The organism is Tateyamaria sp. LSS28, from assembly GCF_059611725.1.
Map to the genome: position 1 here is coordinate 449,545 of NZ_JCAPFI010000004.1, position 21,702 is coordinate 471,246.

Annotated in this window: 22 protein-coding genes; 16 read left to right on the forward strand and 6 right to left on the reverse strand. The window is 59.7% G+C overall.

The window, feature by feature from the left end; translation table 11 throughout:
* Nucleotides 1-9 precede the first annotated feature (9 nt).
* Nucleotides 10-1,782: an SLC13 family permease gene (locus AC53L6_RS14715; protein WP_496908378.1), complete on the reverse strand. Its 1,773-nt coding sequence runs from the start codon at nt 1,780-1,782 to the stop codon at nt 10-12.
* A 294-nt stretch (nt 1,783-2,076) separates the two neighbouring features.
* The gene (locus AC53L6_RS14720) at nt 2,077-3,033 is read right to left on the reverse strand and encodes a glutathione S-transferase family protein (protein ID WP_496908379.1); all 957 of its coding nucleotides are present in this window, start codon (nt 3,031-3,033) and stop codon (nt 2,077-2,079) included.
* Between the two features lie 155 nt (nt 3,034-3,188).
* Here AC53L6_RS14720 and AC53L6_RS14725 point away from each other — a divergent pair, with 155 nt between their 5' ends.
* Nucleotides 3,189-3,935 (forward strand): YebC/PmpR family DNA-binding transcriptional regulator, encoded by a 747-nt coding sequence (locus AC53L6_RS14725; protein WP_299698946.1) that lies wholly within the window; start codon nt 3,189-3,191, stop codon nt 3,933-3,935.
* A 428-nt stretch (nt 3,936-4,363) separates the two neighbouring features.
* On the opposite strand, the gene AC53L6_RS14730 is transcribed toward AC53L6_RS14725, so the two are convergent.
* Together AC53L6_RS14730 and AC53L6_RS14735 are read right to left on the reverse strand one after the other, a co-directional pair.
* A complete protein-coding gene (locus tag AC53L6_RS14730; RefSeq protein ID WP_496908380.1) occupies nt 4,364-4,813 on the reverse strand; it encodes a hypothetical protein in 450 nt (149 codons plus the stop codon).
* Nucleotides 4,814-5,088: 275 nt separating this feature from the next.
* A complete protein-coding gene (locus tag AC53L6_RS14735; RefSeq protein WP_189369043.1) occupies nt 5,089-5,325 on the reverse strand; it encodes a hypothetical protein in 237 nt (78 codons plus the stop codon).
* A gap of 279 nt (nt 5,326-5,604) precedes the next feature.
* Between AC53L6_RS14735 and AC53L6_RS14740 the strand changes: the two genes are divergently transcribed.
* From AC53L6_RS14740 to AC53L6_RS14775, 8 genes are all read left to right on the forward strand, one after another.
* The gene (locus tag AC53L6_RS14740) at nt 5,605-6,201 is read left to right on the forward strand and encodes a LysE/ArgO family amino acid transporter (RefSeq protein WP_496908381.1); all 597 of its coding nucleotides are present in this window, start codon (nt 5,605-5,607) and stop codon (nt 6,199-6,201) included.
* Nucleotides 6,202-6,240: 39 nt separating this feature from the next.
* Entirely contained in the window at nt 6,241-7,143 is a 903-nt protein-coding gene (locus AC53L6_RS14745) for a DMT family transporter (protein WP_496908382.1), read from the forward strand.
* Between the two features lie 70 nt (nt 7,144-7,213).
* Nucleotides 7,214-7,789 carry a choline-binding transcriptional repressor BetI gene (gene betI, locus AC53L6_RS14750; protein ID WP_496908519.1) on the forward strand — a complete coding sequence of 192 codons (576 nt, stop codon included), beginning with the start codon at nt 7,214-7,216 and terminating at the stop codon, nt 7,787-7,789.
* Nucleotides 7,786-9,294 carry a choline-sulfatase gene (betC, locus tag AC53L6_RS14755; protein ID WP_496908383.1) on the forward strand — a complete coding sequence of 503 codons (1,509 nt, stop codon included), beginning with the start codon at nt 7,786-7,788 and terminating at the stop codon, nt 9,292-9,294. The genes betI and betC overlap by 4 nt, the downstream gene beginning before the upstream one ends.
* 89 nt (nt 9,295-9,383) lie before the next feature.
* Nucleotides 9,384-10,565 (forward strand): BCCT family transporter, encoded by a 1,182-nt coding sequence (locus tag AC53L6_RS14760; protein ID WP_299207177.1) that lies wholly within the window; start codon nt 9,384-9,386, stop codon nt 10,563-10,565.
* A 56-nt stretch (nt 10,566-10,621) separates the two neighbouring features.
* On the forward strand, nt 10,622-12,073 hold the full coding sequence (gene betB / locus AC53L6_RS14765; RefSeq protein WP_496908384.1) for a betaine-aldehyde dehydrogenase: 1,452 nt from the start codon (nt 10,622-10,624) through the stop codon (nt 12,071-12,073).
* A 247-nt stretch (nt 12,074-12,320) separates the two neighbouring features.
* The gene (gene betA, locus AC53L6_RS14770; protein WP_496908385.1) at nt 12,321-13,967 is read left to right on the forward strand and encodes a choline dehydrogenase; all 1,647 of its coding nucleotides are present in this window, start codon (nt 12,321-12,323) and stop codon (nt 13,965-13,967) included.
* Between the two features lie 54 nt (nt 13,968-14,021).
* Nucleotides 14,022-14,672 (forward strand): thermonuclease family protein, encoded by a 651-nt coding sequence (locus AC53L6_RS14775; protein ID WP_496908386.1) that lies wholly within the window; start codon nt 14,022-14,024, stop codon nt 14,670-14,672.
* A gap of 19 nt (nt 14,673-14,691) precedes the next feature.
* Here the strand turns inward: AC53L6_RS14775 and AC53L6_RS14780 are convergent, their stop codons facing one another.
* Nucleotides 14,692-16,092 carry a helix-turn-helix domain-containing protein gene (locus AC53L6_RS14780; protein WP_496908387.1) on the reverse strand — a complete coding sequence of 467 codons (1,401 nt, stop codon included), beginning with the start codon at nt 16,090-16,092 and terminating at the stop codon, nt 14,692-14,694.
* Between the two features lie 65 nt (nt 16,093-16,157).
* Nucleotides 16,158-17,375, reverse strand: coding sequence for a multidrug effflux MFS transporter (locus AC53L6_RS14785; protein WP_496908388.1), 1,218 nt, complete (start codon nt 17,373-17,375; stop codon nt 16,158-16,160).
* A gap of 180 nt (nt 17,376-17,555) precedes the next feature.
* Here AC53L6_RS14785 and AC53L6_RS14790 point away from each other — a divergent pair, with 180 nt between their 5' ends.
* The 7 genes from AC53L6_RS14790 (at nt 17,556) to AC53L6_RS14820 (ending at nt 21,663) form a co-directional block, all read left to right on the forward strand.
* A complete protein-coding gene (locus AC53L6_RS14790; protein WP_299207189.1) occupies nt 17,556-19,088 on the forward strand; it encodes an acyl-CoA carboxylase subunit beta in 1,533 nt (510 codons plus the stop codon).
* On the forward strand, nt 19,088-19,429 hold the full coding sequence (locus AC53L6_RS14795; RefSeq protein WP_496908389.1) for a hypothetical protein: 342 nt from the start codon (nt 19,088-19,090) through the stop codon (nt 19,427-19,429). Before AC53L6_RS14790 ends, AC53L6_RS14795 begins: the two co-directional genes overlap by 1 nt.
* The gene (locus tag AC53L6_RS14800) at nt 19,426-19,821 is read left to right on the forward strand and encodes a cupin domain-containing protein (RefSeq protein WP_299207193.1); all 396 of its coding nucleotides are present in this window, start codon (nt 19,426-19,428) and stop codon (nt 19,819-19,821) included. The genes AC53L6_RS14795 and AC53L6_RS14800 overlap by 4 nt, the downstream gene beginning before the upstream one ends.
* A 116-nt stretch (nt 19,822-19,937) precedes the next feature.
* Complete coding sequence (locus tag AC53L6_RS14805) at nt 19,938-20,297, forward strand: DUF6497 family protein (protein ID WP_299598680.1); 360 nt, start codon at nt 19,938-19,940, stop codon at nt 20,295-20,297.
* 178 nt (nt 20,298-20,475) lie between these two features.
* The gene (locus tag AC53L6_RS14810) at nt 20,476-20,622 is read left to right on the forward strand and encodes a hypothetical protein (protein ID WP_189369029.1); all 147 of its coding nucleotides are present in this window, start codon (nt 20,476-20,478) and stop codon (nt 20,620-20,622) included.
* Nucleotides 20,623-20,682: 60 nt separating this feature from the next.
* Nucleotides 20,683-21,042 carry a hypothetical protein gene (locus AC53L6_RS14815; RefSeq protein WP_496908390.1) on the forward strand — a complete coding sequence of 120 codons (360 nt, stop codon included), beginning with the start codon at nt 20,683-20,685 and terminating at the stop codon, nt 21,040-21,042.
* 417 nt (nt 21,043-21,459) lie between these two features.
* Nucleotides 21,460-21,663 carry a hypothetical protein gene (locus AC53L6_RS14820; RefSeq protein ID WP_299207201.1) on the forward strand — a complete coding sequence of 68 codons (204 nt, stop codon included), beginning with the start codon at nt 21,460-21,462 and terminating at the stop codon, nt 21,661-21,663.
* Nucleotides 21,664-21,702: the final 39 nt, after the last annotated feature.

A 21,702-nucleotide genomic window follows, 5' to 3' on the forward strand; every position in this document is an offset into this window, starting at 1 on the left:
GGCGTGTGTTCAAAGCGGCCAAAACACGAGGATGGCCGGGATAGATACAGCCACCACGATCACTTCGAGCGGCAGGCCGATACGCCAGTAATCGCCGAACTGGTAACCACCGGGGCCAAGGATCAGCGTGTTGTTCTTGTGTCCGATTGGGGTCAGGAAAGCCGACGAGGCTGCGACCGCGACTGCCATCAGGAAGGGGTCGGGGGACACACCGAGGGTTTGCGCCATCTGAATGCCCACGGGGGCAGCCACGATGGTGGTTGCTGTGTTGTTGAGCACATCTGACAGGCTCATTGTCACGATCATCAGCACGGTCAGAACGGCCCAGGCGGGCAGGCCTTCAGTCAGATTGACCAGCCAACCTGCGATCAGTTCCGTTCCGCCCGAACTTTCAAGGGCCGCCCCCAATGGGATCATGGACCCCAGCAGTACGACGACGGGCCATTCGATATGGGTATAGAGTTCTGACAGGGGCACGATGCGCGACAGCACATAGGCGACGACAACAAGCCCAAGGGCGATGGGCAGGTAGAGCAGGCCGACGCTGGCGGCGGCCACCGCTCCGACAAAAAGCCCGATGGCGAGCCAAACCTTGTCATCTGCCGTGACCGACAAGCCCCGCTCTGCGAGCGGCAGGCAGCCCAGCCAGTTGGTGACATCATTTCCGGTGTCGCGCGGGACCAGCAGCAGGAGGATATCGCCAGTTCGGATTTCGGTCTGGCGGATCTGCCGGGTTACACGCACACCTGCCCGCGACAAGCCGAGCAGCACGGTATTGTGTCGCCAGGCGAGGCCCACGGATTGTGCGGTGCGGCCCACCAGACGGCTGCTGTCGGTCACGACAACTTCAATAATTTCAACACCTTCACCTGCGGCATTCAACTTCTCTTCCCGATCCGCATCTGCCACGGCAAGGCCGATGGCGGCGCGAAATTCATCCAGCGCGTCTGGCGTGGCCTCGATCACCAGTACGTCGCCTGCGCGCAGTTCGGAGTTGCGGGCGCGACCGTAGCGGCGCTTGCCGTCGCGCAAGAGGCCAACAAGGGCCACGTCGGCCTTGTCCGCATCCGTTTCTAATTCAGCCAACCGCTTGCCGATATGCTTGCTGTCCTCTGGCACAACCAGTTCGGCGATGTAGTTTCCGATATCCTCGAGTTCGGCGGTAGCATCGGCCCGAGCGGGGATCAGGCGCCATCCGATCAGGGCCACAAAGGCAAGCCCAGCGATGGCAGCAACGCCGCCCACCGGGGCGAAATCGAACATGCGGAATGGTTCGCCAAGACTGTCTTCGCGGATGGAGGCGATGATGATGTTGGGTGGTGTGCCGATCAATGTGACCATGCCGCCGAGGATCGTGGCGAAGCTTAAAGGCATGAGGCTAAGGCCGGGAGAACGCCCGGCTTTTCGTGCGGTCTGGATGTCCACGGGCATGAGCAGGGCGAGCGCTGCGACGTTGTTCATGAAGGCCGAGAGCACGCCGCCGATGGCACCCATGAGGGTGATATGCGCGCCGAGTGAGCGGCTGGCATCGACAAGCGTGCGGGTGATCAGGAAGACCGCGCCGGACCGGACCAAACCAGCTGAGACAACGAGGACCAGAGCGACCACGAGTGTGGCCGGGTGGCCGAAGCCCGAGAAGGCATCATCGCTGGGGACCACCCCCAGCACGACGCCCAACATGAGGGCCGCAAAGGCGACGATGTCATAGCGGAAGCGGCCCCAGAGCAGCAGGCCGAAGACGGCGCCGAACAGGGAGAAGAGGATAATCTGGTCTGTGGTCATGCGGGGCACGTTAGGGGCGCGGGGGCGGGGGTGCCAGTTGTTTCTGAGGGGCGCGATTCAGTGCGCGCATTTACTTTGTTTTCATGGAGATTGACGTCATAGACCGGGTGTCACCCCCCGTGCAGCATCCGTACACCCCCTGTACACCCCCATCGGGCGGTGGGGCACGGGTTAACGCAACGTTCGGTGATCCAAAGGATGCTGCGCGACGCGATTCACTGAATGAGGGGCTCTGCCCCTCAAACTTCCCGAAGTTTATCTGGCAAGATGAAGCAGTTTGATTATGACGTATTGCTATGTGGGGCGGCCAAGGGTGATTTTGCGTGTCGCTGGTTCTGACCAGTCGACCTTTGGCCCCGCGGGGACAATGCCGAGCGGGTTTCGCAGTTCGGACTGAGAGAAGTAGCCCGCCTTGTAGATGTCCGGTTTGACCGTCTCGGCCACGCCGGGCAGGGCGTAGAGGGCGCGGGCATAGTCCCAGAGCGCGGGGTAGTCGCTGAGTTTGGCGAGGTTGCATTTGAACGCGTAGTGGTAGGCCACGTCGAAGCGGGCGAGGGTGGGGAAGAGGCGCAGGTCAGCTTCGGTCAGTTTGTTGCCCACGAGCGTGGGGTGCGCTGAGAGGTGCTGTTCCAGATCATCCAGCGTGTTGAAGAGGTCAGTCACGGCTATGTCGTAAGCCTCTTGCGTGCGGGCGAAACCCGCGCGGTAGACACCGTTGTTGATCTTTGCGTGGATCAGGGTGTTCCAGCGGTCGATCTCGGCCACATGTTGTGGCGGGCACAGTTGGCGGTTGGTGTCGAACGTCGTTGCGAGCATGCGCACAATGTCCGCGCTTTCGTTCGAGACGATCTGTTGCGTGTCTTTGTCCCAGAGCACTGGCACCGTTATGCGGCCCGTGTAGGTCGGACGCTGGCGGGCGTAGACCTGATGCACCGCTTGTGCGTCTAGTTCGGTGTCGGCGTATTCTCCTTCACTATCAAACACCCAACCCTGATCGGTGCGGCGCGGTTTTGCGATGCTGATGCTGATTGCGTCCTGCAGGCCCAGCACGGCCCGGACCAGCAAGGTCCGGTGTGCCCATGGGCAATTCCACGCGACAAAGAGGTGGTAGCGGCCCGCGTCCGGCGTGAAGGGGCCGTCTGTCGTGATCCAGTCGCGCAGGGTGCTCTTGGCGCGTTCATAGGCACCGTTTCTTGTGGTGCCGGGACCGGGGTCTTCGGCCTCGTACCTGCCTTCGATCATCACGCCCATTGTCGTCTCCGCCTTGTTTGAAGGTAAGCTAACAGAGCGTAGGGCGCGCGCCACGCACGGGCGGGCTGCGTGCGCGCACAGGGTGGCCTTGCCCCGCCCGCGGGCAATGTCCTATAGACGCCCGGACCAACGAATTTGCGAGACAGGAGGCGCGCATGGCCGGCCACTCAAAATGGGCAAACATCCAGCACCGCAAGGGGCGTCAGGACAAACTGCGCGCCAAGCTGTTTTCGAAACTGTCGAAAGAGATCACAATCGCCGCCAAGATGGGCGACCCCGACCCCGACAAGAACCCGCGCCTGCGTCTGGCCGTGAAAGAGGCCAAGGGGCAGTCGATGCCCAAGGACAATATCGACCGCGCCATCAAGAAGTCGATTGCGGGTGAGGGCGAGGATTACGAGGAAATCCGCTATGAGGGGTATGGCCCGAATGGCGTGGCTGTCATTGTCGAGGCGATGACCGACAACCGCAACCGGACGGCGTCGACCGTACGCTCGACCTTTACCAAGAATGGCGGGAACCTGGGTGAGACCGGCAGCGTGGGCTTCATGTTCGAGCGCAAGGGCGCGGTGAGCTATCCGGTTGAGGCGGGCGATGCCGACACCGTCATGATGGCCGCCATCGAAGCGGGGGCCGAGGATGTGGAGAGCACCGAGGACGGGCACGTGATCTGGTGTGCGGATACCGACCTGAACGAGGTGTCCAACGCGTTGGAAGGGGATTTGGGCGAGTCCGAGTCCACCAAGCTGATCTGGCGCCCGACCACGACGACCGAGATGGACCTGGAAGGCATGCAGAAGTTGATGAGGCTGATTGATGCCTTGGAAGACGATGATGACGTGCAGAACGTTACCACCAATTTCGAGGCCAGTGACGAAGTGATGGCCCAGCTTGAGGGGTGAGTGCGGTTACACCTGTGTGACTGTATGGCTTTGCTAAATTGCTCAAAGCCTCTGTTTGACCTGCGCTTTGCACAGGTTGGAACAGGCTGAGATAACGCAAATGCTGTTATAGTCAGTGAGCCTGACTCGGGAAGTCGAAAGGCTGCTCCGCAGACGAAATCGTCACTCATTCAGTTTGCTGACCAGACCGGGCTCAAGTCGAAGGCGCTGGTCCAACACAGGCCCGTCCCGGCGGGCTGGTGTTTTGACTGCTGCCCCGAACAGAACTTCTGTGGAATGTGCTTGGCGACCATAATACGCTACCGAATGTTCGATGCGACACCACCCCAAGGGCTTGCGCTGGGCACGTTCAAGGTCGACTATGCGGACAAAGCTGCCATTAAACATCGAATGGCAAAGGTCAGTTTTGTGAATGAAAGTTTTTACGTCTAGCCGAAAATACTTTCGAGATTTCCGATTATACTAATCAGCAGGGCTACGCCGCAAATCAGGATCGCCAGCCAGAACACATACTGCAACACAAGCGCTGAAACGCCGACTCCAACGGCCATATATGAAAGCCGGTGTGGTTCATTCCGGTAAAGCCCTATCCCGCCGAGCACTACCGCGATGCCCGCCACGCAGAGCGCGGCAATTGTAATGAGTTGATCGTAGTCTTCGGGTGGCGGACTGCGGTCCGGGGCTGGTTCACCCGCCACTACACGTGCCGCAGATTGCACTATGTCTGCTGCAATTTCGCCAATGATGGCACCGCTACTCTTCTCTGGTGGCTCAAAAAACGCGGAAAGCTGAATGAGAATGATGACGAGACTTGCAATACCCAGCAAAAACCCAGCCAATCCAAATCTCGCTGGCCGCTCTTCGACTGTCTGATCCATCGCATTGCCCGTTCGTCAGTTCGCTGGGCTGCGATAAGCGCCAGAGACGGCGAAATTATGGCATCGGAACTCAACTGTGCCAGCACCGATGCCTTGTCGAATAGAAGAAACAGCCATCGTTAGCGAACGCAGCATCGTACGCTTTGGGCTCAAAGCAGACGGTCTCGGCATCGAAGACATCCAGCACGCCAACCTCCTGAACCCGAAAAAGCAAAACGCCGCCCTGTCGCTGGGGCGGCGTTGTTCTTGTGCCTTAGGGGCTGTTCTTCTGCGGATCAGAAAAACAGCTGGCGGGCGACCTGGCTCCAGCTTTGGGAGCTGTCGGCATGTGGGGCTGGGGTCTGGCGGCGTAACCGGCGCATCAGCCCTTTGAGATCGTTCAAGCGCGTGCGCGCAGCAGCACCGCCGGCGCGGCTTTGCACCGACAGGATCTTTTCCTGTGTTTGCAGCGCGGCCTCGATCAACTCGAGGTCCTGCTTGGTCAGATCGACGGTATGTGTATCGTCAAGCATCGGATTTCATCCTTGTTATCGTTGACCAGCATATGGGGTCTGTAAGGTCATACGCCAATCATCAAAGATCAGATCAACGTGATACCCGCATCAGTTGACACCTGCTGGCAGTAGTAAGGCATGTCGTTGCACGCCGGTCGGAGGGATATAGGGACTGTTTCCGCAATATGCTCTGCACATTTTTGCAAGGCTGATGTGCAAAAAGTGTATAGCTCGGGCAGGCTTGCGCACTGCAGTTGATTTGGCTACGTCTGAACGCCTTGCAATTTGAGCAGTCACATGGCGTCCTTCCTTCCCGGTTTTTTTCTGTCTTTGTCGTTGATCCTAGCGATCGGAGCACAGAATGCGTTTGTGCTGCGGCAGGGTTTGCGGCGCCTGCACGTGTTCTGGGTGTGTCTGACCTGCGCGACCTGTGATGCGGTTCTGATTGTTGCCGGGGTGGCGGGTTTTGGTGCCTTGGCAGAGGCGGTGCCGTGGTTTGAGCCGCTGATGCGATATGGCGGAGCGGCGTTCCTGATCTGGTATGGCTGGCAAAATGCGCGGTCTGCATGGAAAGGGCGCGCAGTGTTGGACGTTGCAGGCGAAAACACCCAGAGCCTGAGTGCCGCGATTCTGACCGTGCTGGCCCTGACCTGGTTGAACCCGCATGTCTATCTGGACACCGTTGTCCTGATCGGGTCGATCTCGTCCCAGTACCCGGACCGGTTGATTTTTGGCGTCGGGGCGGTTCTGGCCAGCTTTACGTTTTTCTTCTCTCTGGGCTATGGCGCGCGGCTGCTGGCGCCGCTTTTTGCAAACCCGCGCGCGTGGCGGGTGTTGGACGGAATCATCGCTCTGACCATGTGGGCCATCGCGCTCAAGCTTCTGCTGCTTTAGCGGCTTGCCCTTGGGGCGGGTTTCGGGGTTCATGCGCGCATGACCTCTGCCCCATCTCGTCCGCTGGTCGGCATCTTCTGGATGCTGGTGACCGGCTTCTGCTTTGTCGCGGTGACCGCATTGGTCAAGTATATGGGCGACCGCATTCCCCCGGCTGAGGCGGCGTTCTTGCGCTACCTGCTGGGTCTTGTGTTTCTTTTGCCAATGTTGCCCGCTCTGCGAGAGGCGCGGTTGACGACACGGCAGTGGCGGCTGTTTTCCTTGCGCGGCATTTTTCACACCGGCGGCGTGATCCTGTGGTTCTTTGCCATGACGCGCATTCCCATCGCCGAGGTGACGGCGATGAACTACCTTGCCCCCGTCTATGTCAGCATCGGTGCGGCGCTGTTTCTGGGCGAACGCCTCGCCCTGCGCCGGATCGCGGCCATCGTCGTAGCCCTGATCGGGACGGCGGTCATCCTGCGCCCCGGATTTCGCGAGGTCGCGCCGGGCCATATCGCTATGCTGTTTTGCGCGGTGAGCTTTGCAGGCTCATATCTGTTGGCCAAGATCATGGCGGATGAGGCGAAGCCTGCGGTGGTAGTTGCAATGCTCTCGATCGTGGTGACCGTATGTCTGGCGCCTTTCGCTTTGGCCAATTGGGTGATGCCGACTGCGACCGAGTTGGGTCTGTTGTTTCTGGTCGCCTGTTTTGCGACTGCGGGGCACTACACGATGACCATGGCCTTTGCTGCGGCACCCGTGACCGTGACGCAGCCTGTGACCTTCCTGCAGCTTGTGTGGGCCGTGTTGCTGGGTGCGGTGGTTTTTGCCGAGCCAGTGGACATTTGGGTGATCCTTGGCGGGGCGCTGATCCTGGCGGCTGTGTCATTCATCACATGGCGCGAGGCCGTGTTGAAGCGTCGCCCGATCACGCCGCCCAGCCCTGCAACCAAACTCTAACATTATTATTGATTGACTGATCAATAAAAAACCTGCAATGTGTGCCGCATCTTTGGAAAAGGGGATGCGCGTGCCGAAACTGGGGATGGAACCGATCCGCCGGGCGGCGTTGGTAGAGGCAACGATCGCCGAGATCGGAGAGGCCGGGTCGCTGGATGTGACCGTGAGCCAAATCGCCAAACGGGCGGGCATGTCGTCGGCGCTGGCGCATCACTATTTCGGCGGCAAGCACCAGATTTTCCTTGCTGCCATGGGGCAGATCCTACTCGACTACAGAGCCGAGGTGCTGGAAGCCCTGTCCAAAGCCCGCACGCCGCGCGCGCGGGCCGAAGCGCTGATTGAAGCCAGCTTTGCCCCATCCAGTTTTGCGCCCGCGACCGTCGTTGCGTGGATGACGCTTTATGCCCATGCCACCACACACCCGGAAACCCATCGTCTTTTGATGCTGTATCAGAAGCGCCTGCGGTCGAACCTGACCCATGCGTTGCGCGGGATCGGCGCGGACCCACGCAAAGATGCAGAGATGTTGGGTGCGCTGATTGATGGTCTGTACCTGCGGGCGGCACTGGCCAAGGATGAGACGGGCGACTCTGCCAAGGCGACAGCGCTGCGGGCCCTTGATATGCTGACGGGACCACATCAATGACTCGGCCTAACATTCTGATTTTCATGGTCGACCAGCTGAACGGCACACTTTTCCCAGATGGCGCTGCGGATTGGTTGCATGCGCCCAACCTTAAGAAATTGGCCGCCCGGTCGACCCGTTTTCGCAACGCTTACACCGCCTCGCCGCTTTGTGCGCCGGGACGTGCTGCATTTATGTCTGGCCAGTTGCCAAGTGCCACGGGCGTCTACGACAATGCGGCCGAGTTTCCGTCGTCAATCCCGACCTATGCGCATCATCTGCGCCGCGCGGGCTACCAGACATGCCTGTCCGGCAAGATGCACTTTGTCGGTCCCGACCAGCTGCACGGGTTTGAGGAACGGCTGACCACCGATGTCTATCCGCCCGATTTTGGCTGGACGCCGGACTATCGCAAGCCGGGCGAGCGGATCGACTGGTGGTATCACAACATGGGATCGGTCACTGGTGCGGGTGTGGCCGAGATCACCAACCAGCTCGAATATGATGACGAGGTTGCCTATCACGCGACCCGCAAGATCTATGATCTGGGCCGTGGGCACGATCCGCGCCCATGGTGTCTGACTGTCAGCTTCACACACCCGCACGACCCTTATGTGGCGCGCAAGAAGTATTGGGATCTCTACGAAGACTGCGCGCATCTGATGCCCGAGGTCGGCGCGATCCCGTATGAGGATCAGGACGCGCATTCACAGCGCATCCTTGATGCCAATGATCGCGACAACTTCAACATCTCGGACGAGGATATCCGTCGGTCGCGCCGCGCCTATTTCGCTAACATCTCTTATCTCGATGACAAGATCGGTGAGGTGCTGGAGGCGCTGGAGGGTACACGGCAGGAGGCGATCATCCTGTTCGTGTCCGATCATGGTGACATGCTGGGTGCGCGCGGGTTGTGGTTCAAGATGTCCTTCTACGAAGGGTCGTCGCGGGTGCCGCTGATGATCTCTGCCCCGTCGATGGCGCCGGGGCTGGTGGCGGATCCGGTCAGCAATATCGATGTGTGTCCCACTTTGTGCGATCTGGCGGGCGTGGACATGTCCGAGGTGATGCCGTGGACCGCCGGGCAATCGCTGGTCCCGCAGGGGCAGGGTGTTGAGCGCACCGAACCGGTGGCGATGGAATACGCGGCCGAGGCGTCATACGCCCCTATGGTGTCGCTGCGCTATGGTAAGTGGAAGTACAATCGCTGTACGCTGGACCCCGATCAACTGTTTGATCTTGAGGCCGATCCGCATGAGTTGACTAACCTTGCGGATGTGCCGGCCCATCAGGGCACGTTGACCCAGTTGCAGGCCAAGGCGGACGCGCGCTGGGATCTGGACCGTTTCGACGCAGATGTGCGGGCCAGTCAGGCCCGCCGCTGGGTGGTCTACGAGGCGCTGCGCGAGGGTGGCTACTATCCATGGGACTACCAACCGCTTCAGCAGGCGTCCGAGCGCTACATGCGCAACCACATGAATTTGAATGTTCTGGAGGAAAATCAGCGCTTTCCGCGCGGAGAATAAACCATTGCATGAAGGTCCTTGGTGCGGGGTGGCGATGGATCAACAAAAAGGCGCCAAAGCCAACGGGTCAACAAGGAGGGACCTTACCTATGCTCACGACGATTATATCTTTCGGGGTGTTACTGGCCTTTGTGCTGGTGGCATTCATCACGATCAAATACTGGAATGTGCGCCTGACCGGGCCGCAGCCCGTCAGCCTGTTCGTGTTCATTGCAATCCTGTTCACCTCGGGCCTTGATGTGGGCCTGATCATGTTTCCGATTGCCTTTGACTTCCCGCTTTATGCCGACACGGCGACGGAACCTGCCTATGCTTTCACGAACCCGCTGGCGCTTGAGTTCGGGTTCTGGGGCTTTCTGATCTGGGCGTTCTACTTTCTGACGGCATTCTATTTCTGCGCCATCGAGCCGCGGGTGAAGTTCTTTGAGAACGGGTTGGTCAAGCTGATCAACAATCTGGTCATCATCACGACCTGTGCCTTCACCGGTGCGCTGTTCCTGATCTACATGCCCTACTACATCCCCGAAGTTGGCGACGGCGAAACGGTGATCCCGGCGTTTTATATCATCTGCTTTGGTGTCATCCTTGCTGCATCGTATTCATCGACGGACATCAAATATGTGAAGATTCTGTCCGTCGCATCGACCCTTGTGTTCTTTGCGTTGATCGCGGGCATGTGGGTCAACGGCCGCATGGGCTTTGGTGAGTTCCTGTCCACGGGCAGCAACATCGGCGGCTACTTCGCCAACATCCACAAGTTCATCATCCCGCTGACGGATTATCACGAGTTCTATCTGTTCTGGTGGTTCGCATGGTCGATCATGATCGGGCAGTTCACGTCGCGTTTCGTAGGCGGTCTGACCACGTGGCAGCTGCTGGGGGCGTTGTTGATCTTCCCGTCGATCCCGCTGGGTGTTTGGTTCACGGTGGCCTACTGGTATCACCTGAACGCCATCGACATGACCGGGCTGGTCAACTGGTCGATGACCGTTGTGGGTATCTTGTTCGTGATCAACTCGTTTGACTCGTTGATCCGGCTCTACACCGACAACCTGAATGTCACCGCCGACCGCTTTGGTAAGGTGCAATACGTGCTGGGCAATGCCGCCCTGCTGTTCGTGCTGACCCTGCTGTTCCAAGGCCAGTGGTTGCAGATCCAGTGGGTCGGCACCGCCGTCATTGGCATCTACTTGGCGTGCCTTGCCTGGGTGCTGATGCGCCGTGACACGCTGGATGACCTGAGCAGCGTGCACGCGGCCCCGGCAGAATAGACATCGCGGGGGCGGTGGGCCTGTCCCGCCGCCCCATTCAACACATGAGGATTTGAATGCAAACCCAACCGACGGCGAGCCATTTCATTGGTGGCGAATATGTTGAAGATACGGCCGGAACACCAATCGACGTGATCTATCCGGCGACTGGTGAGGTGATTGGCCGGGTGCATTCCGCGACACCTGCTATTGTAGATCGGGCGTTGGAGGTTGCACGCGGCGCGCAGGCAGAGTGGGCGGCCATGACTGGAACCGAGCGGGGCCGCATTCTGCGCCGTGCCGCCGACATCATGCGCGAACGCAACCATGAGCTGTCGGTGCTGGAGACCTATGACACCGGCAAGCCGTATCAGGAGACGAGCGTTGCAGATGCGACCTCTGGTGCGGATGCGCTGGAATATTTTGGCGGCATGGCCGCGACCCTGACCGGCGAGCATATCCAGTTGGGTGAGGATTGGGTCTATACCCGTCGCGAACCTTTGGGTGTGTGTGTTGGTATTGGGGCGTGGAACTATCCCACCCAGATTGCGAGCTGGAAGGGGGCGCCTGCGCTGGCTTGCGGCAACACGATGGTGTTCAAGCCGTCGGAAACCACGCCGCTCTGTGCCTTGAAGGTCGCCGAGATTCTGCATGAAGCGGGTGCGCCTGCTGGCGTTTACAATGTGGTGCAAGGCCTGGGCGACGTGGGCGCGGCGCTGGTATCTGACGCCCGTGTCGACAAGGTGTCGCTGACCGGTTCGGTGCCGACCGGGCGTAAGGTCTATGCTGCTGCGGCGGCCGAGATGAAGCATGTCACCATGGAGTTGGGGGGCAAGTCCCCGATGATCGTCTTTGACGATGCCGATATTGAGAATGCGGTATCGGGGGCGATCCTTGGCAACTTCTATTCCTCGGGGCAGGTCTGTTCCAACGGAACGCGGGTGTTCGTGCAGAAAGGCGTCAAGGAGGCATTTCTGGCGCGGCTGTCCGAGCGGTTGGGGCAGGCGGTGATTGGCGATCCGCAGGACCCTGCGACAAGTTTTGGTCCGATGGTCAGTGAACGCCAGATGGAGATCGTGCAGGGTTACATCGCCAAGGGGCAGGATGAAGGCGCGCGGCTGGTCTGCGGTGGCAATCGGCTGCAGCGTGATGGCTTCTTTCTGGAACCCACGGTGTTTGCCGACGTGACCGATGGCATGACCATTGCTCGCGAAGAGATATTTGGCCCCGTCATGGCGGTGTTGGATTTCGAGGATGAGGGTGATGTGATGGCCCGTGCCAATGACACCGAGTTTGGTCTTGCCGCAGGCGTCTTTACCCGTGATCTGGCGCGCGCGCACCGTGTGGCTGCCGGGTTCGAGGCGGGCACCTGTTACATCAACACGTACAATGACGCGCCGGTCGAAGCGCCATTCGGCGGGGTGAAGGCGTCGGGTGTGGGGCGCGAAAATTCCAAAGCGGCCATTGAGCACTATAGCCAGGTGAAATCCGTCTATGTGCGCATGGGCGATCTGGAGGCGCCGTTTTGAGAACGCCCTTTTTCGGCAAGCCGCCCACCCACCCACCCCGTCTTGCCGAAAAAGGGTGGGAAGGGGGTGACCTGGGCATGCGTGTTTATGTGAAGGATTTTTGCTGAGAGGTGCTTGAGGGCGCGATCTGCGCCTCAAGACACCTGTTCGATGATGAGATGTGATGCCCCGATGCCTCAAGGACAAGCCGCGCGCATGCGCGGTGCTGCGCATCCTTGACCCACCGCGGAATCACGGAAGGTGAGACATGGAAGCAGATTATGTCATTGTAGGTGCCGGGTCGGCCGGCTGTGCTGTGGCCTACCGGCTGGCGGAGGCCGGAAAATCGGTGCTTGTGATCGAGCATGGTGGTACGGACGCCGGGCCGTTTATTCAGATGCCTGCGGCGCTGTCTTATCCGATGAACATGAAGCGGTACGATTGGGGTTACAAATCTGAGCCTGAGCCGTATTTGGGTGGACGCCAGCTGGTCTGTCCGCGGGGCAAGGTGGTCGGTGGGTCTTCGTCCATCAACGGCATGGTCTATGTGCGCGGGCATGCGCTGGACTATGATCATTGGGCGGAGAGCGGGGCCGATGGCTGGGCCTATGCCGATGTGCTGCCGTATTTCAAACGCATGGAGAGCTGGAACGGCAATGGTCATGGCGGCGATGCGGGATGGCGCGGCGCCGAGGGGCCGCTGCATGTCACACGGGGGCCGCGCAAGAACCCCCTGTTCCGCGCCTTTGTCGAGGCAGGGCGGCAGGCCGGCTACGAGGTCACCGATGATTACAACGGGCAAAAGCAGGAAGGCTTTGGTCCCATGGAGCAGACGGTGCACAAGGGGCGTCGCTGGTCGGCGGCGAATGCGTATCTCAAGCCCGCGCTGAAGCGGCCCAACTGCGATCTGGTGCGTGGGCTGGTCGAACACGTGGTCATGGAAGACGAACGGGCCGTGGGCGTTGCCCTTGCGAGTGGCAAGGTGGTACGGGCCCGGCGCGAGGTGATCCTGGCTGCGTCGTCTATCAACTCGCCCAAGATCCTGATGCTGTCGGGGATTGGTCCGGCTGCCCATCTGGCCGAGCATGGGATTGACGTTGTGGCGGATCGCCCGGGTGTCGGGGCAAACCTGCAAGATCATCTGGAGATGTACATTCAGTACGCCTCCAAACAGCCGATCACGCTCTACAAGCACTGGAACCTGTTTTCCAAAGCGTTCATTGGCGCGCAGTGGCTATTCACCGGCACGGGGCTGGGCGCGTCGAACCAGTTTGAAAGTGCTGCTTTCATCCGCAGCAAGGCAGGCATCGCGTATCCGGATATCCAGTACCACTTTCTGCCCATGGCCGTGCGCTATGACGGGCAGGCGGCGGCCGAGGGGCACGGATTTCAGGCCCATGTGGGGCCGATGCGGTCGCCGTCGCGCGGGGCTGTGACCTTGCGGTCTGCCAACCCTGCCGACGATCCGGTGATCCGGTTCAACTACATGAGCACGGAGCAGGATTGGGACGAGTTTCGCACCTGCATCCGCCTCACGCGCGAGATCTTCGCTCAGGATGCTTTTGCGCCGTTCGTGAAACACGAGATTCAGCCGGGTGCTGCGTATCAGAGTGATGACGAGCTGGACGACGCGATCCGGGAACATGCCGAGAGCGCCTATCACCCTTGCGGGACGTGCCGGATGGGGCGCGCCGATGATCCGATGAGCGTGGTCGATCCCGAAGGGCGCGTCATTGGTGTCGATGCCCTGCGCGTTGTCGACAGCTCGGTCTTTCCGCGCATCACCAATGGCAATCTGAACGGGCCGTCGATCGTGACCGGTGAAAAGATGAGTGACCATATCCTTGGGCGTCATCTGCCGCGCAGCAATGACGTGCCTTGGGTGCATCCCGAGTGGGAGACTGCGCAGCGTTAAGTATTGCTGAACAAACCGTTTGAAGTCTGGGCGTGACGTCTCCAAGTAAAGGGAATGTTAAGACTTTGTTCGGTGCTTGTTCTGTTGATGTTGCCCACGTTGGCCTGGGCCGATCTGCGCGGTGTTGTGCGTATCATTGATGCGGATACCGTGGATGTGGGCAAGATTCGGGTGCGTTTGCACGCCATTGATGCGCCGGAGCAAGATCAGCTTTGCCAAACCGATCAAGGTGCCGATTTTGCTTGCGGTGCTTGGGCCACGGCGCGGGTTGTGGAAGCCTTTGAGGGGCGGCGCGCCACGTGTGATCATGTGGACAGGGATCGCTACGGACGGGTGGTGGCCAGATGTTCGATGCAAGGCGTGGATATGGGCCGGCATATCGTACGCGAGGGATGGGCCTTTGCCGCGCGTGCCTATGGTCTGGACTACGATCTGGACGAAAAGGTCGCGTATGTCGCGGGCCGGGGATTGCATGCGTTCCAGTTGCAATCGCCCACGCAGTTTCGGCAGGCACAGGCGAAAGGCCGTGTGCCGCCGCACCCGTCCTGTGCGATCAAGGGCAACATTTCCGACAATGGGCGTGTTTTCCATATGCCGGGCCAGAGGTTTTATCAGCAGACAGAGATCCACGAAGCCAGCGGGGAGCGGTGGTTCTGTTCCGAAGCGGCGGCATTGCGGGCCGGGTGGCGCGCCGCGTCGTACTGACGGCTGACGCCCATCGCCCCTAGTTCACTGTGTAGGGCAGCAGACCGCGGGTATCGGGATCGACGGACAATTGCCGTTCCAGAGGGGGAACGGAGCGCTGGTGGCAGGTCTTGCGTTCGCAGATCCGGCACGAGATGCCGATGGGTTCGAAGGCCTCGGTGCGGGTTATGTCCATCCCATCCGCATAGACCAGTTGTCCTGCGTGCTTGACCTCGCAGCCGAGTGCAATCGCATAGCGGCGTGTGGGCGCTCCAAACCGTCCCCCGGTCTTGGATACGTCGCGCGCGAGGCTGATGTAGCGCACTCCATCCGGTGTTTCGGCCAATTGGCGCAGGAAGTGCCCCGGCTGTTCAAAAGCGCGGTGCACGTTCCAGAGCGGGCAGGCGCCGCCGAAACGTGCGAATTGCAGGCGCGTGGCAGAGTGGCGTTTGGTGATCGTACCTGCCTGATCGACCCGTACGAAGAAGAAGGGCAGGCCCTTGGCCCCCGGGCGCTGCAAGGTCGACAGCCGGTGGCAGACCTGTTCGATGGAGGCTCCGAACCGGGTTGCAAGTTGTTCCAGGTCATGCCGCGTGTCCTGTGCCGCTTGCAGGAAGCGGGTGTATGGCATGAGCGCGGCACCCGCGAAGTAGTTGGCGAGGCCGATCTTGGCGATGGAGCGCGCCTCGTCCGTTTGGAAGCGGGCGAAGTCGAGCGTTGCTTCGAGCAGCTTGTCCTGTTGCAGCAGGGCGACCTGCAACAGCATTTGGAAGGTCTGGCTTTCCTGGTTGGCACGGTTCGAGATGGTCAGCTTTTTGCTGTCGGTGTCGTAGTGGCGCAGGGTGTCCGTGTCGTCAAAGGTGACGTCGGCCCCGATATGGGCCAGTGCGGCCACGGCAGTTTGGCGAATGCTTTGGTCCGTGCCTTCGGCAGTGGCGAAATGTTCCGCAGCCCTGTCCACCGCATCGATGTAGTTGTCGCAGTAGTGGAAGAAGTCGCGCACTTCTTCCCATGGCGATGGGCGGGCGCGGGCGTCTTCGCGACCCAGTGCCTCGTCCAGTGACGCAAGCCGTTCGTGGGTTTGCCGGTAGGCGCGGTGCAGATCGAGGAAGGCGTGGGCCAGGGCCGGGGCGTTGGATGCCGCAAGCCTTAGGTCTGCCAAGGGCGGCATGTCGCCGGAGAACACAGGGTCCGCCAATGCCTCACGCATGTCCGACACCAGACGTTCGCCGTCACCCGAGCTGAGCTCGGTCACATCGAGCCCGAATTCCTGCGCGAGGTTCAGCAACACAGTTGTGCTGACGGGCCGGTTGTTGTTTTCCATCTGGTTGAGATAGGGCAGGGACACGCCCAGCTTGGCTGCAAAATCCTTTTGCGTAAGGCCAACGCGCGTGCGTACCTCGCGCAGTTTTGCTCCGGCATAGAGTTTGGGGGCGGTCATGGTGTGTCCGTTTTGCAGATTTGCAGTGGGCGTAGGCTAGTTTTGCAAAGTGCTCAGCGCAACCACTATGCGTGGGTCAAACGACGCTCGCGACGATAGACTGCGCCGATGGCGATCAGGGCGCAGATGCCCGTGATACACATGATGTAGAGCAACGGGTATGCTCCGGTTTCAGGCGTTAGCAGGAAACCGGCGAGCGCAGACAGCGCGGCCCCGCCGCCGATCATGATCGCCCCGCCGAGACCTGATGCTGTGCCCGCCAGATGCGGGCGGACAGAGAGCATGCCCGCGGTTGCGTTGGGGATCACCAGGCCGTTGCCGAGGCCCACAAAGGTCATCATCCCGAAGAATGACACGGGCGTGCCTGCACCAGCGAGGAAAATGGCCAGTGACAGGAATGTGCCCACTGCGTTGGCCAGCGTCCCCCACAGGACCAGTCGATTCACGCCGACCCGTGTGGCGAACCGGCCGCTGAGCCCGTTGCCAATAAAGTAGCCGATGGCGGGTGCGCCAAAGAAGAAGCCAAGCTGTGCCGGTGACATCCCGAACACTTCGGTTCCGACAAAGGGGGCGCCGCCCAGATAGGCAAAGAACGATCCTGAGCAGAAGGCAGCCGCCAGTGAATAGCCCCAGAAACGGGGTGAGCGCAGAAGCTCGGGGTATTCCTTGAACTGACCGACGAGAGATTTTGAGGAGGGTTGAGCCGTTTCGCCCACATCAGAGTGCACCAGCCACAAGAGCAGGCCGCCGGTCAGGAAAAAGAACCAGAAGACGGATTTCCAACCGAACACCTCGTCCAGAACGCCACCTATTCCCGGCGAAATCATTGGCACAACTGCCATACCCATGGTGACGTATCCGATCATCGAGGCGGAGTGGTCCTGGTCATAGAGATCGCGAATGATGGCGCGGCTGAGCACCATGGCGACGGCGATGATTGCCTGACACATGCGGAAGAACAGAAAAACCTCGGCATTCGGGGCAAAGATGCAGCCGAGCGTTGCCAGCATGAACAGTCCGATGCCCCACATAAGCACCTTGCGCCGACCAAGGTTGTCCGAGATGGGTCCAATGATGGTTTGCATGATTGCGGACACGGCAAGATACAGCGCGACCGACAGCTGCATCAGCCGATATTCGGTGTCGAAATACGCTGTCATATTTGGCAAGCTGGGCAGGAACATGTTCATGACCATGGCCGAGACCCCGGCCAGCAGGATCAGCGTTGCGATATGAGGCGGGGTTGTGCGGTCCAGAAAGCGGACCTTGGGCGACGCTTGCATGTCGGTTGAGGTATGCGCGGGAAAGTGAACTGTCCAGTGCAGCTGCGCACAGGGTAATGTGATTTGCTGATTTGCAATTTGCACAAAGGCTATTGCGAAAAGTTTGCAAATATTCTGATTGACGCTTCAACCGACGGCTATTGCACTTGTATAAGGCCCGAAACCACCAGCGGGGACAGCATGAAAGATATTCTGACCGAATTGGAAGCACGGCGCGCGGACGCGCGTCTTGGCGGCGGACAAAAGCGCATCGATGCCCAGCACGGGCGTGGCAAGCTGACGGCGCGCGAGCGGATTGATTTGCTGCTGGACGAGGGCTCGTTCGAAGAGTTCGACATGTTTGTCAGCCACCGCTGCACCGATTTCGGTATGGAAAATCAAAAGCCTGCAGGCGACGGCGTTGTGACCGGCTGGGGCACGATCAACGGGCGGCAGGTCTATGTGTTTTCGCAGGACTTTACCGTTCTTGGTGGTTCTGTTTCGGCGACGCACGCGGCCAAGATCTGCAAGATCATGGACAAGGCGGTTGAGAATGGCGCGCCGGTCATCGGCATCAACGACTCGGGTGGTGCGCGTATTCAGGAAGGCGTGGACAGTCTGGCTGGCTACGGCGAGGTGTTCCAACGCAACATCATGGCCTCGGGCGTGGTGCCGCAGATCAGCGTGATCATGGGGCCGTGTGCGGGTGGCGCGGTGTATTCCCCGGCGATGACCGACTTTATCTTCATGGTCAAAGACAGCTCTTACATGTTCGTGACGGGCCCTGATGTGGTCAAGACCGTGACCAACGAACAGGTCACAGCAGAAGAGTTGGGTGGCGCCTCGACCCATACCAAGAAGTCGTCGGTGGCTGACGCGGCCTTTGACAACGACGTTGAAGCACTTGCCGAGGTGCGCCGCCTCGTTGACTTCCTGCCGCTGAACAATCGGGAAAAGCCGCCGGTACGTCCATTCTTTGACGAGCCTGACCGGATCGAAAGCAGCCTTGATACGCTGGTGCCGGACAATCCGAACATGCCCTACGACATGAAAGAGCTGATCGTAAAGATGGCCGATGAAGGCGATTTCTACGAGCTGCAGGAAGAGTTTGCCAAGAACATCATCACAGGCTTCATCCGCCTTGAGGGGCGCACCGTGGGTGTCGTTGCGAACCAGCCGATGGTGCTGGCGGGTGTGCTGGACATTGACAGCGCCCGCAAGGCGGCCCGTTTTGTCCGGTTCTGTGATTGCTTTGACATTCCGATCCTGACGCTGATCGACGTGCCCGGCTTCCTGCCCGGCACCACGCAGGAATATGGTGGCGTGATCAAGCACGGTGCGAAACTGCTCTTTGCTTACGGTGAGGCGACAGTGCCCAAGGTGACGGTCATCACGCGCAAGGCCTATGGTGGCGCCTATGTGGTGATGGCGTCCAAGCATTTGCAGGCCGACTTCAACTATGCCTGGCCCACGGCCGAGATTGCGGTGATGGGCGCGAAAGGCGCGACCGAGATTATTCACCGCGCCGATCTGGGGGATGCGGAGAAGACTGCGCAGCATACAGCGGATTACGAAGATCGTTTTGCCAACCCCTTTGTGGCAGCCGAGCGCGGTTTCATCGACGAGGTGATCCAGCCGCGCTCGACCCGTAAACGTGTCAGCCGTGCGTTTGCGTCACTGCGCAACAAGAAGACGCCGATGCCTTGGAAGAAACACGATAATATCCCGCTCTGATGACTCGGTCCGGTTGGCATATCCTGAAGGACGATGCGGGCGTGACCCTGTGTCGTCATCTTCCGCCGCGGTTTGATTTTACGGTGAGTACGGTGCTGCCGAGTGGTCGAGCCGTTCGACTGGCGCATCAGATTCGGCAAGATCTGTGGCGAGCGCTTCAGATGCTGCGAGGATTTTCACCTGTGGTGCGCTTGGAGCAGATCGCCGAGGGTTGGCAGGTTATGGCGGGTGGGCGTGTTGCTGTTCCTGTCACCACAGCGGTCACCGCGCGTGCCCAAGCCGTTCTGGATGACCCAAGTAACCGTGCCCGGTGGGTGCGTTCCGCAGGGTGTGCAAAATGAGTCTCTGGAAAAACCAGGCGTTTGCCATCAGTCATGCAGATAACAGTGCGTTCGAAGGCGCTGGGCTGCGTCCGTTCTTTGAGTATCGTCAGCTTGGTATCGCTGAGGCGACCAAGGGCGCCTACGGTGCCCATGTCATCCGAGCCGTGCCGGGTATGGAAAGTCCGGGAACGTGGCACAGCCATGAACTGGACTTTCAGATGGTCTATGTCACACGCGGCTGGGTGGTTTTTGAATATGAAGGGCAGGGCGAGCATGTGCTGCGCGAAGGCTCTTGCGTTTTGCAACCCCCGGGCATTGTGCATCGTGAAGTTCGGCACTCCGACGACCTTGAATTGATTGAAATCACGTCGCCTGCAGACTTTACAACGCAAGAAGAAGATGCACGATGATGCGCGGACGGCCGCTGAATAGCACAGTGCGACGGGTTATCACCGCACGCACAGCAGCCCCGGAGGGAGGAGCCCGGACCCGCAATCGGGGATGGGTCCGGGGCTGCGTATACGCCGTGTGTTTGTCTGTAACATCTGCTTCTGCCCAAGATGTGCCGTCGGGCCAGCCCGTGTCGTTGTCCGAGGTTCTGCTGGATGCTGTAGGAGCGGAAAGCTGGGTGCGGTTCCGGTTCATCGCACCGGAGATTGCCAAGGATGTGGGCACGGTCAGCTACGCAAAAGCCGAGGATGACTTTCAGGCATTGTGCGATGGCTTTGCGCTCACTTACATGACCGATTTCGAGTTGACGGCTGACGTAGTGGTCATTTCGCTGATGGACCGTCCGGTGCCGTTTGGGACGTCTGATCCAGACGCGACTCAGTTTTTCGAAGCGTTCCGTCCCGGGGCGGATGGATGTGTTTGGGAGGCTTTTTGATGCACCGGCGGATTTTTGCATATGCGGCATTGAGGCCACAACCCGCGCAAGCGTGTGTGCCACCATATCATTCGCCCGGAAAATCACGTATAGGCGGAACAAGCGGTCTTTATGATCGCCTTACCTCGCATCGGGTGCGTTTTTTCGCGTGCCTGGAAGTTGACTACAGGAGAGACAGATGTCGAAGAGCATCAAAGTTTTGGGCATGGTTAGCCTCATGGTTCTGGTTGCAGCCTGCGGCCGCAACAACAACGACGACGATTTCGTGGTTGTCGAGCCTGAGCCCATCAGCCAAGAACCTGTCCACACCGGCAAGTTCAAGTAATTCCACAGGGCGGGCGTTTCAGCCCGCCCTGACATCCCCCTTTGCCGCGGGGGGCAGCACATGCTGAAACATCGCGGCTTTCCCGGTCGTTTGACGGGCACTGATTTCCAATTCACCATTCGTCGTCCGAACCCCAAGGGTGTGACACCGCTTCAGCGGCGCGAGCGCTTTGCCGATCGCAAACCCGCTGATCGGCGGGCCGATGTGGCGTTTGTGGCTGCCCTTTGGATGCACTTTGGGGCTGAACCGTTCGAGCGCGGAAATCTGGATGCCGGTCGGCTGTCGTGGCTGTTTGGTCGCGAGGTGATTCCGGCAACAGACCCCTTCGATCCCGCTGATTATGAAGCACTTTTGCAGATCGACGAAGGTATTGCTCGTGCTTCATTTCCTGACGCATTCGGGGAGCATTGCGATGGGTAATCGTGCAACTGTCGGCGCTTTTTCGCCATCTAATTCCCGTTATTGGCGAAACCCGGCTCATTTCCGCCCAGAGCCATCCTTGCCCTTCCTACGTGATAAAAAACCATGCAACCGTACAGTTACGGAGCCGCTTCCCCAGGTTATCTGCGGCGACGTGTACCATTTCCGTACCCCTTCCCCTGGTGGGCAGCGAATGTCGCAAGACATTATGCTGCCCACCTTTTTTTTGCTGCATCGCGCGGACATGGGGCGTGATATCACGACGTGCAACGCAAGTGCACGTGATCGTCGGCAACCCCGCGCCAACACCCGCGCGTTTCGGCAATGCGATGCGCATTCTTCCGAGTCTTGTCCGGGATCGTTGATCCCATATGGCGTTTGTCACACCAAGAAGGTGTCAAACAAAGGAAGACCAACATGCGTATCAAAGCCCTTGTTCTTGTCACTGCCGCGGCCCTTGGGCTGGCGGCCTGTGGTGACACAGTCGGCGAGCAGGCTGTTTTCGGCGGTGCCGCAGGTGGCGTCGGAAGCGCAGTGCTCGGAGGCAACGCGATTGCAGGCGCAGCCGTTGGTGCCGGTGCAAACGTGCTTTATTGCGACCGATACCCAAGCCGCTGCTAAGTTTTTCCCGCGTCTGACGCGCGGTTTCAGATCACACGC

Bases quoted from the DNA above. Each gene is read 5' to 3' on its own strand.
- AC53L6_RS14715 (WP_496908378.1), bottom strand. From the start codon at position 1,782: ATGACCACAGACCAGATTATCCTCTTCTCCCTGTTCGGCGCCGTCTTC.
- AC53L6_RS14720 (WP_496908379.1), bottom strand. From the start codon at position 3,033: ATGGGCGTGATGATCGAAGGCAGGTACGAGGCCGAAGACCCCGGTCCC.
- AC53L6_RS14725 (WP_299698946.1), top strand. From the start codon at position 3,189: ATGGCCGGCCACTCAAAATGGGCAAACATCCAGCACCGCAAGGGGCGT.
- AC53L6_RS14730 (WP_496908380.1), bottom strand. From the start codon at position 4,813: ATGGATCAGACAGTCGAAGAGCGGCCAGCGAGATTTGGATTGGCTGGG.
- AC53L6_RS14735 (WP_189369043.1), bottom strand. From the start codon at position 5,325: ATGCTTGACGATACACATACCGTCGATCTGACCAAGCAGGACCTCGAG.
- AC53L6_RS14740 (WP_496908381.1), top strand. From the start codon at position 5,605: ATGGCGTCCTTCCTTCCCGGTTTTTTTCTGTCTTTGTCGTTGATCCTA.
- AC53L6_RS14745 (WP_496908382.1), top strand. From the start codon at position 6,241: ATGACCTCTGCCCCATCTCGTCCGCTGGTCGGCATCTTCTGGATGCTG.
- betC (WP_496908383.1), top strand. From the start codon at position 7,786: ATGACTCGGCCTAACATTCTGATTTTCATGGTCGACCAGCTGAACGGC.
- AC53L6_RS14760 (WP_299207177.1), top strand. From the start codon at position 9,384: ATGCTCACGACGATTATATCTTTCGGGGTGTTACTGGCCTTTGTGCTG.
- betB (WP_496908384.1), top strand. From the start codon at position 10,622: ATGCAAACCCAACCGACGGCGAGCCATTTCATTGGTGGCGAATATGTT.
- betA (WP_496908385.1), top strand. From the start codon at position 12,321: ATGGAAGCAGATTATGTCATTGTAGGTGCCGGGTCGGCCGGCTGTGCT.
- AC53L6_RS14775 (WP_496908386.1), top strand. From the start codon at position 14,022: ATGTTAAGACTTTGTTCGGTGCTTGTTCTGTTGATGTTGCCCACGTTG.
- AC53L6_RS14780 (WP_496908387.1), bottom strand. From the start codon at position 16,092: ATGACCGCCCCCAAACTCTATGCCGGAGCAAAACTGCGCGAGGTACGC.
- AC53L6_RS14785 (WP_496908388.1), bottom strand. From the start codon at position 17,375: ATGCAAGCGTCGCCCAAGGTCCGCTTTCTGGACCGCACAACCCCGCCT.
- AC53L6_RS14790 (WP_299207189.1), top strand. From the start codon at position 17,556: ATGAAAGATATTCTGACCGAATTGGAAGCACGGCGCGCGGACGCGCGT.
- AC53L6_RS14795 (WP_496908389.1), top strand. From the start codon at position 19,088: ATGACTCGGTCCGGTTGGCATATCCTGAAGGACGATGCGGGCGTGACC.
- AC53L6_RS14800 (WP_299207193.1), top strand. From the start codon at position 19,426: ATGAGTCTCTGGAAAAACCAGGCGTTTGCCATCAGTCATGCAGATAAC.
- AC53L6_RS14810 (WP_189369029.1), top strand. From the start codon at position 20,476: ATGTCGAAGAGCATCAAAGTTTTGGGCATGGTTAGCCTCATGGTTCTG.
- AC53L6_RS14815 (WP_496908390.1), top strand. From the start codon at position 20,683: ATGCTGAAACATCGCGGCTTTCCCGGTCGTTTGACGGGCACTGATTTC.
- AC53L6_RS14820 (WP_299207201.1), top strand. From the start codon at position 21,460: ATGCGTATCAAAGCCCTTGTTCTTGTCACTGCCGCGGCCCTTGGGCTG.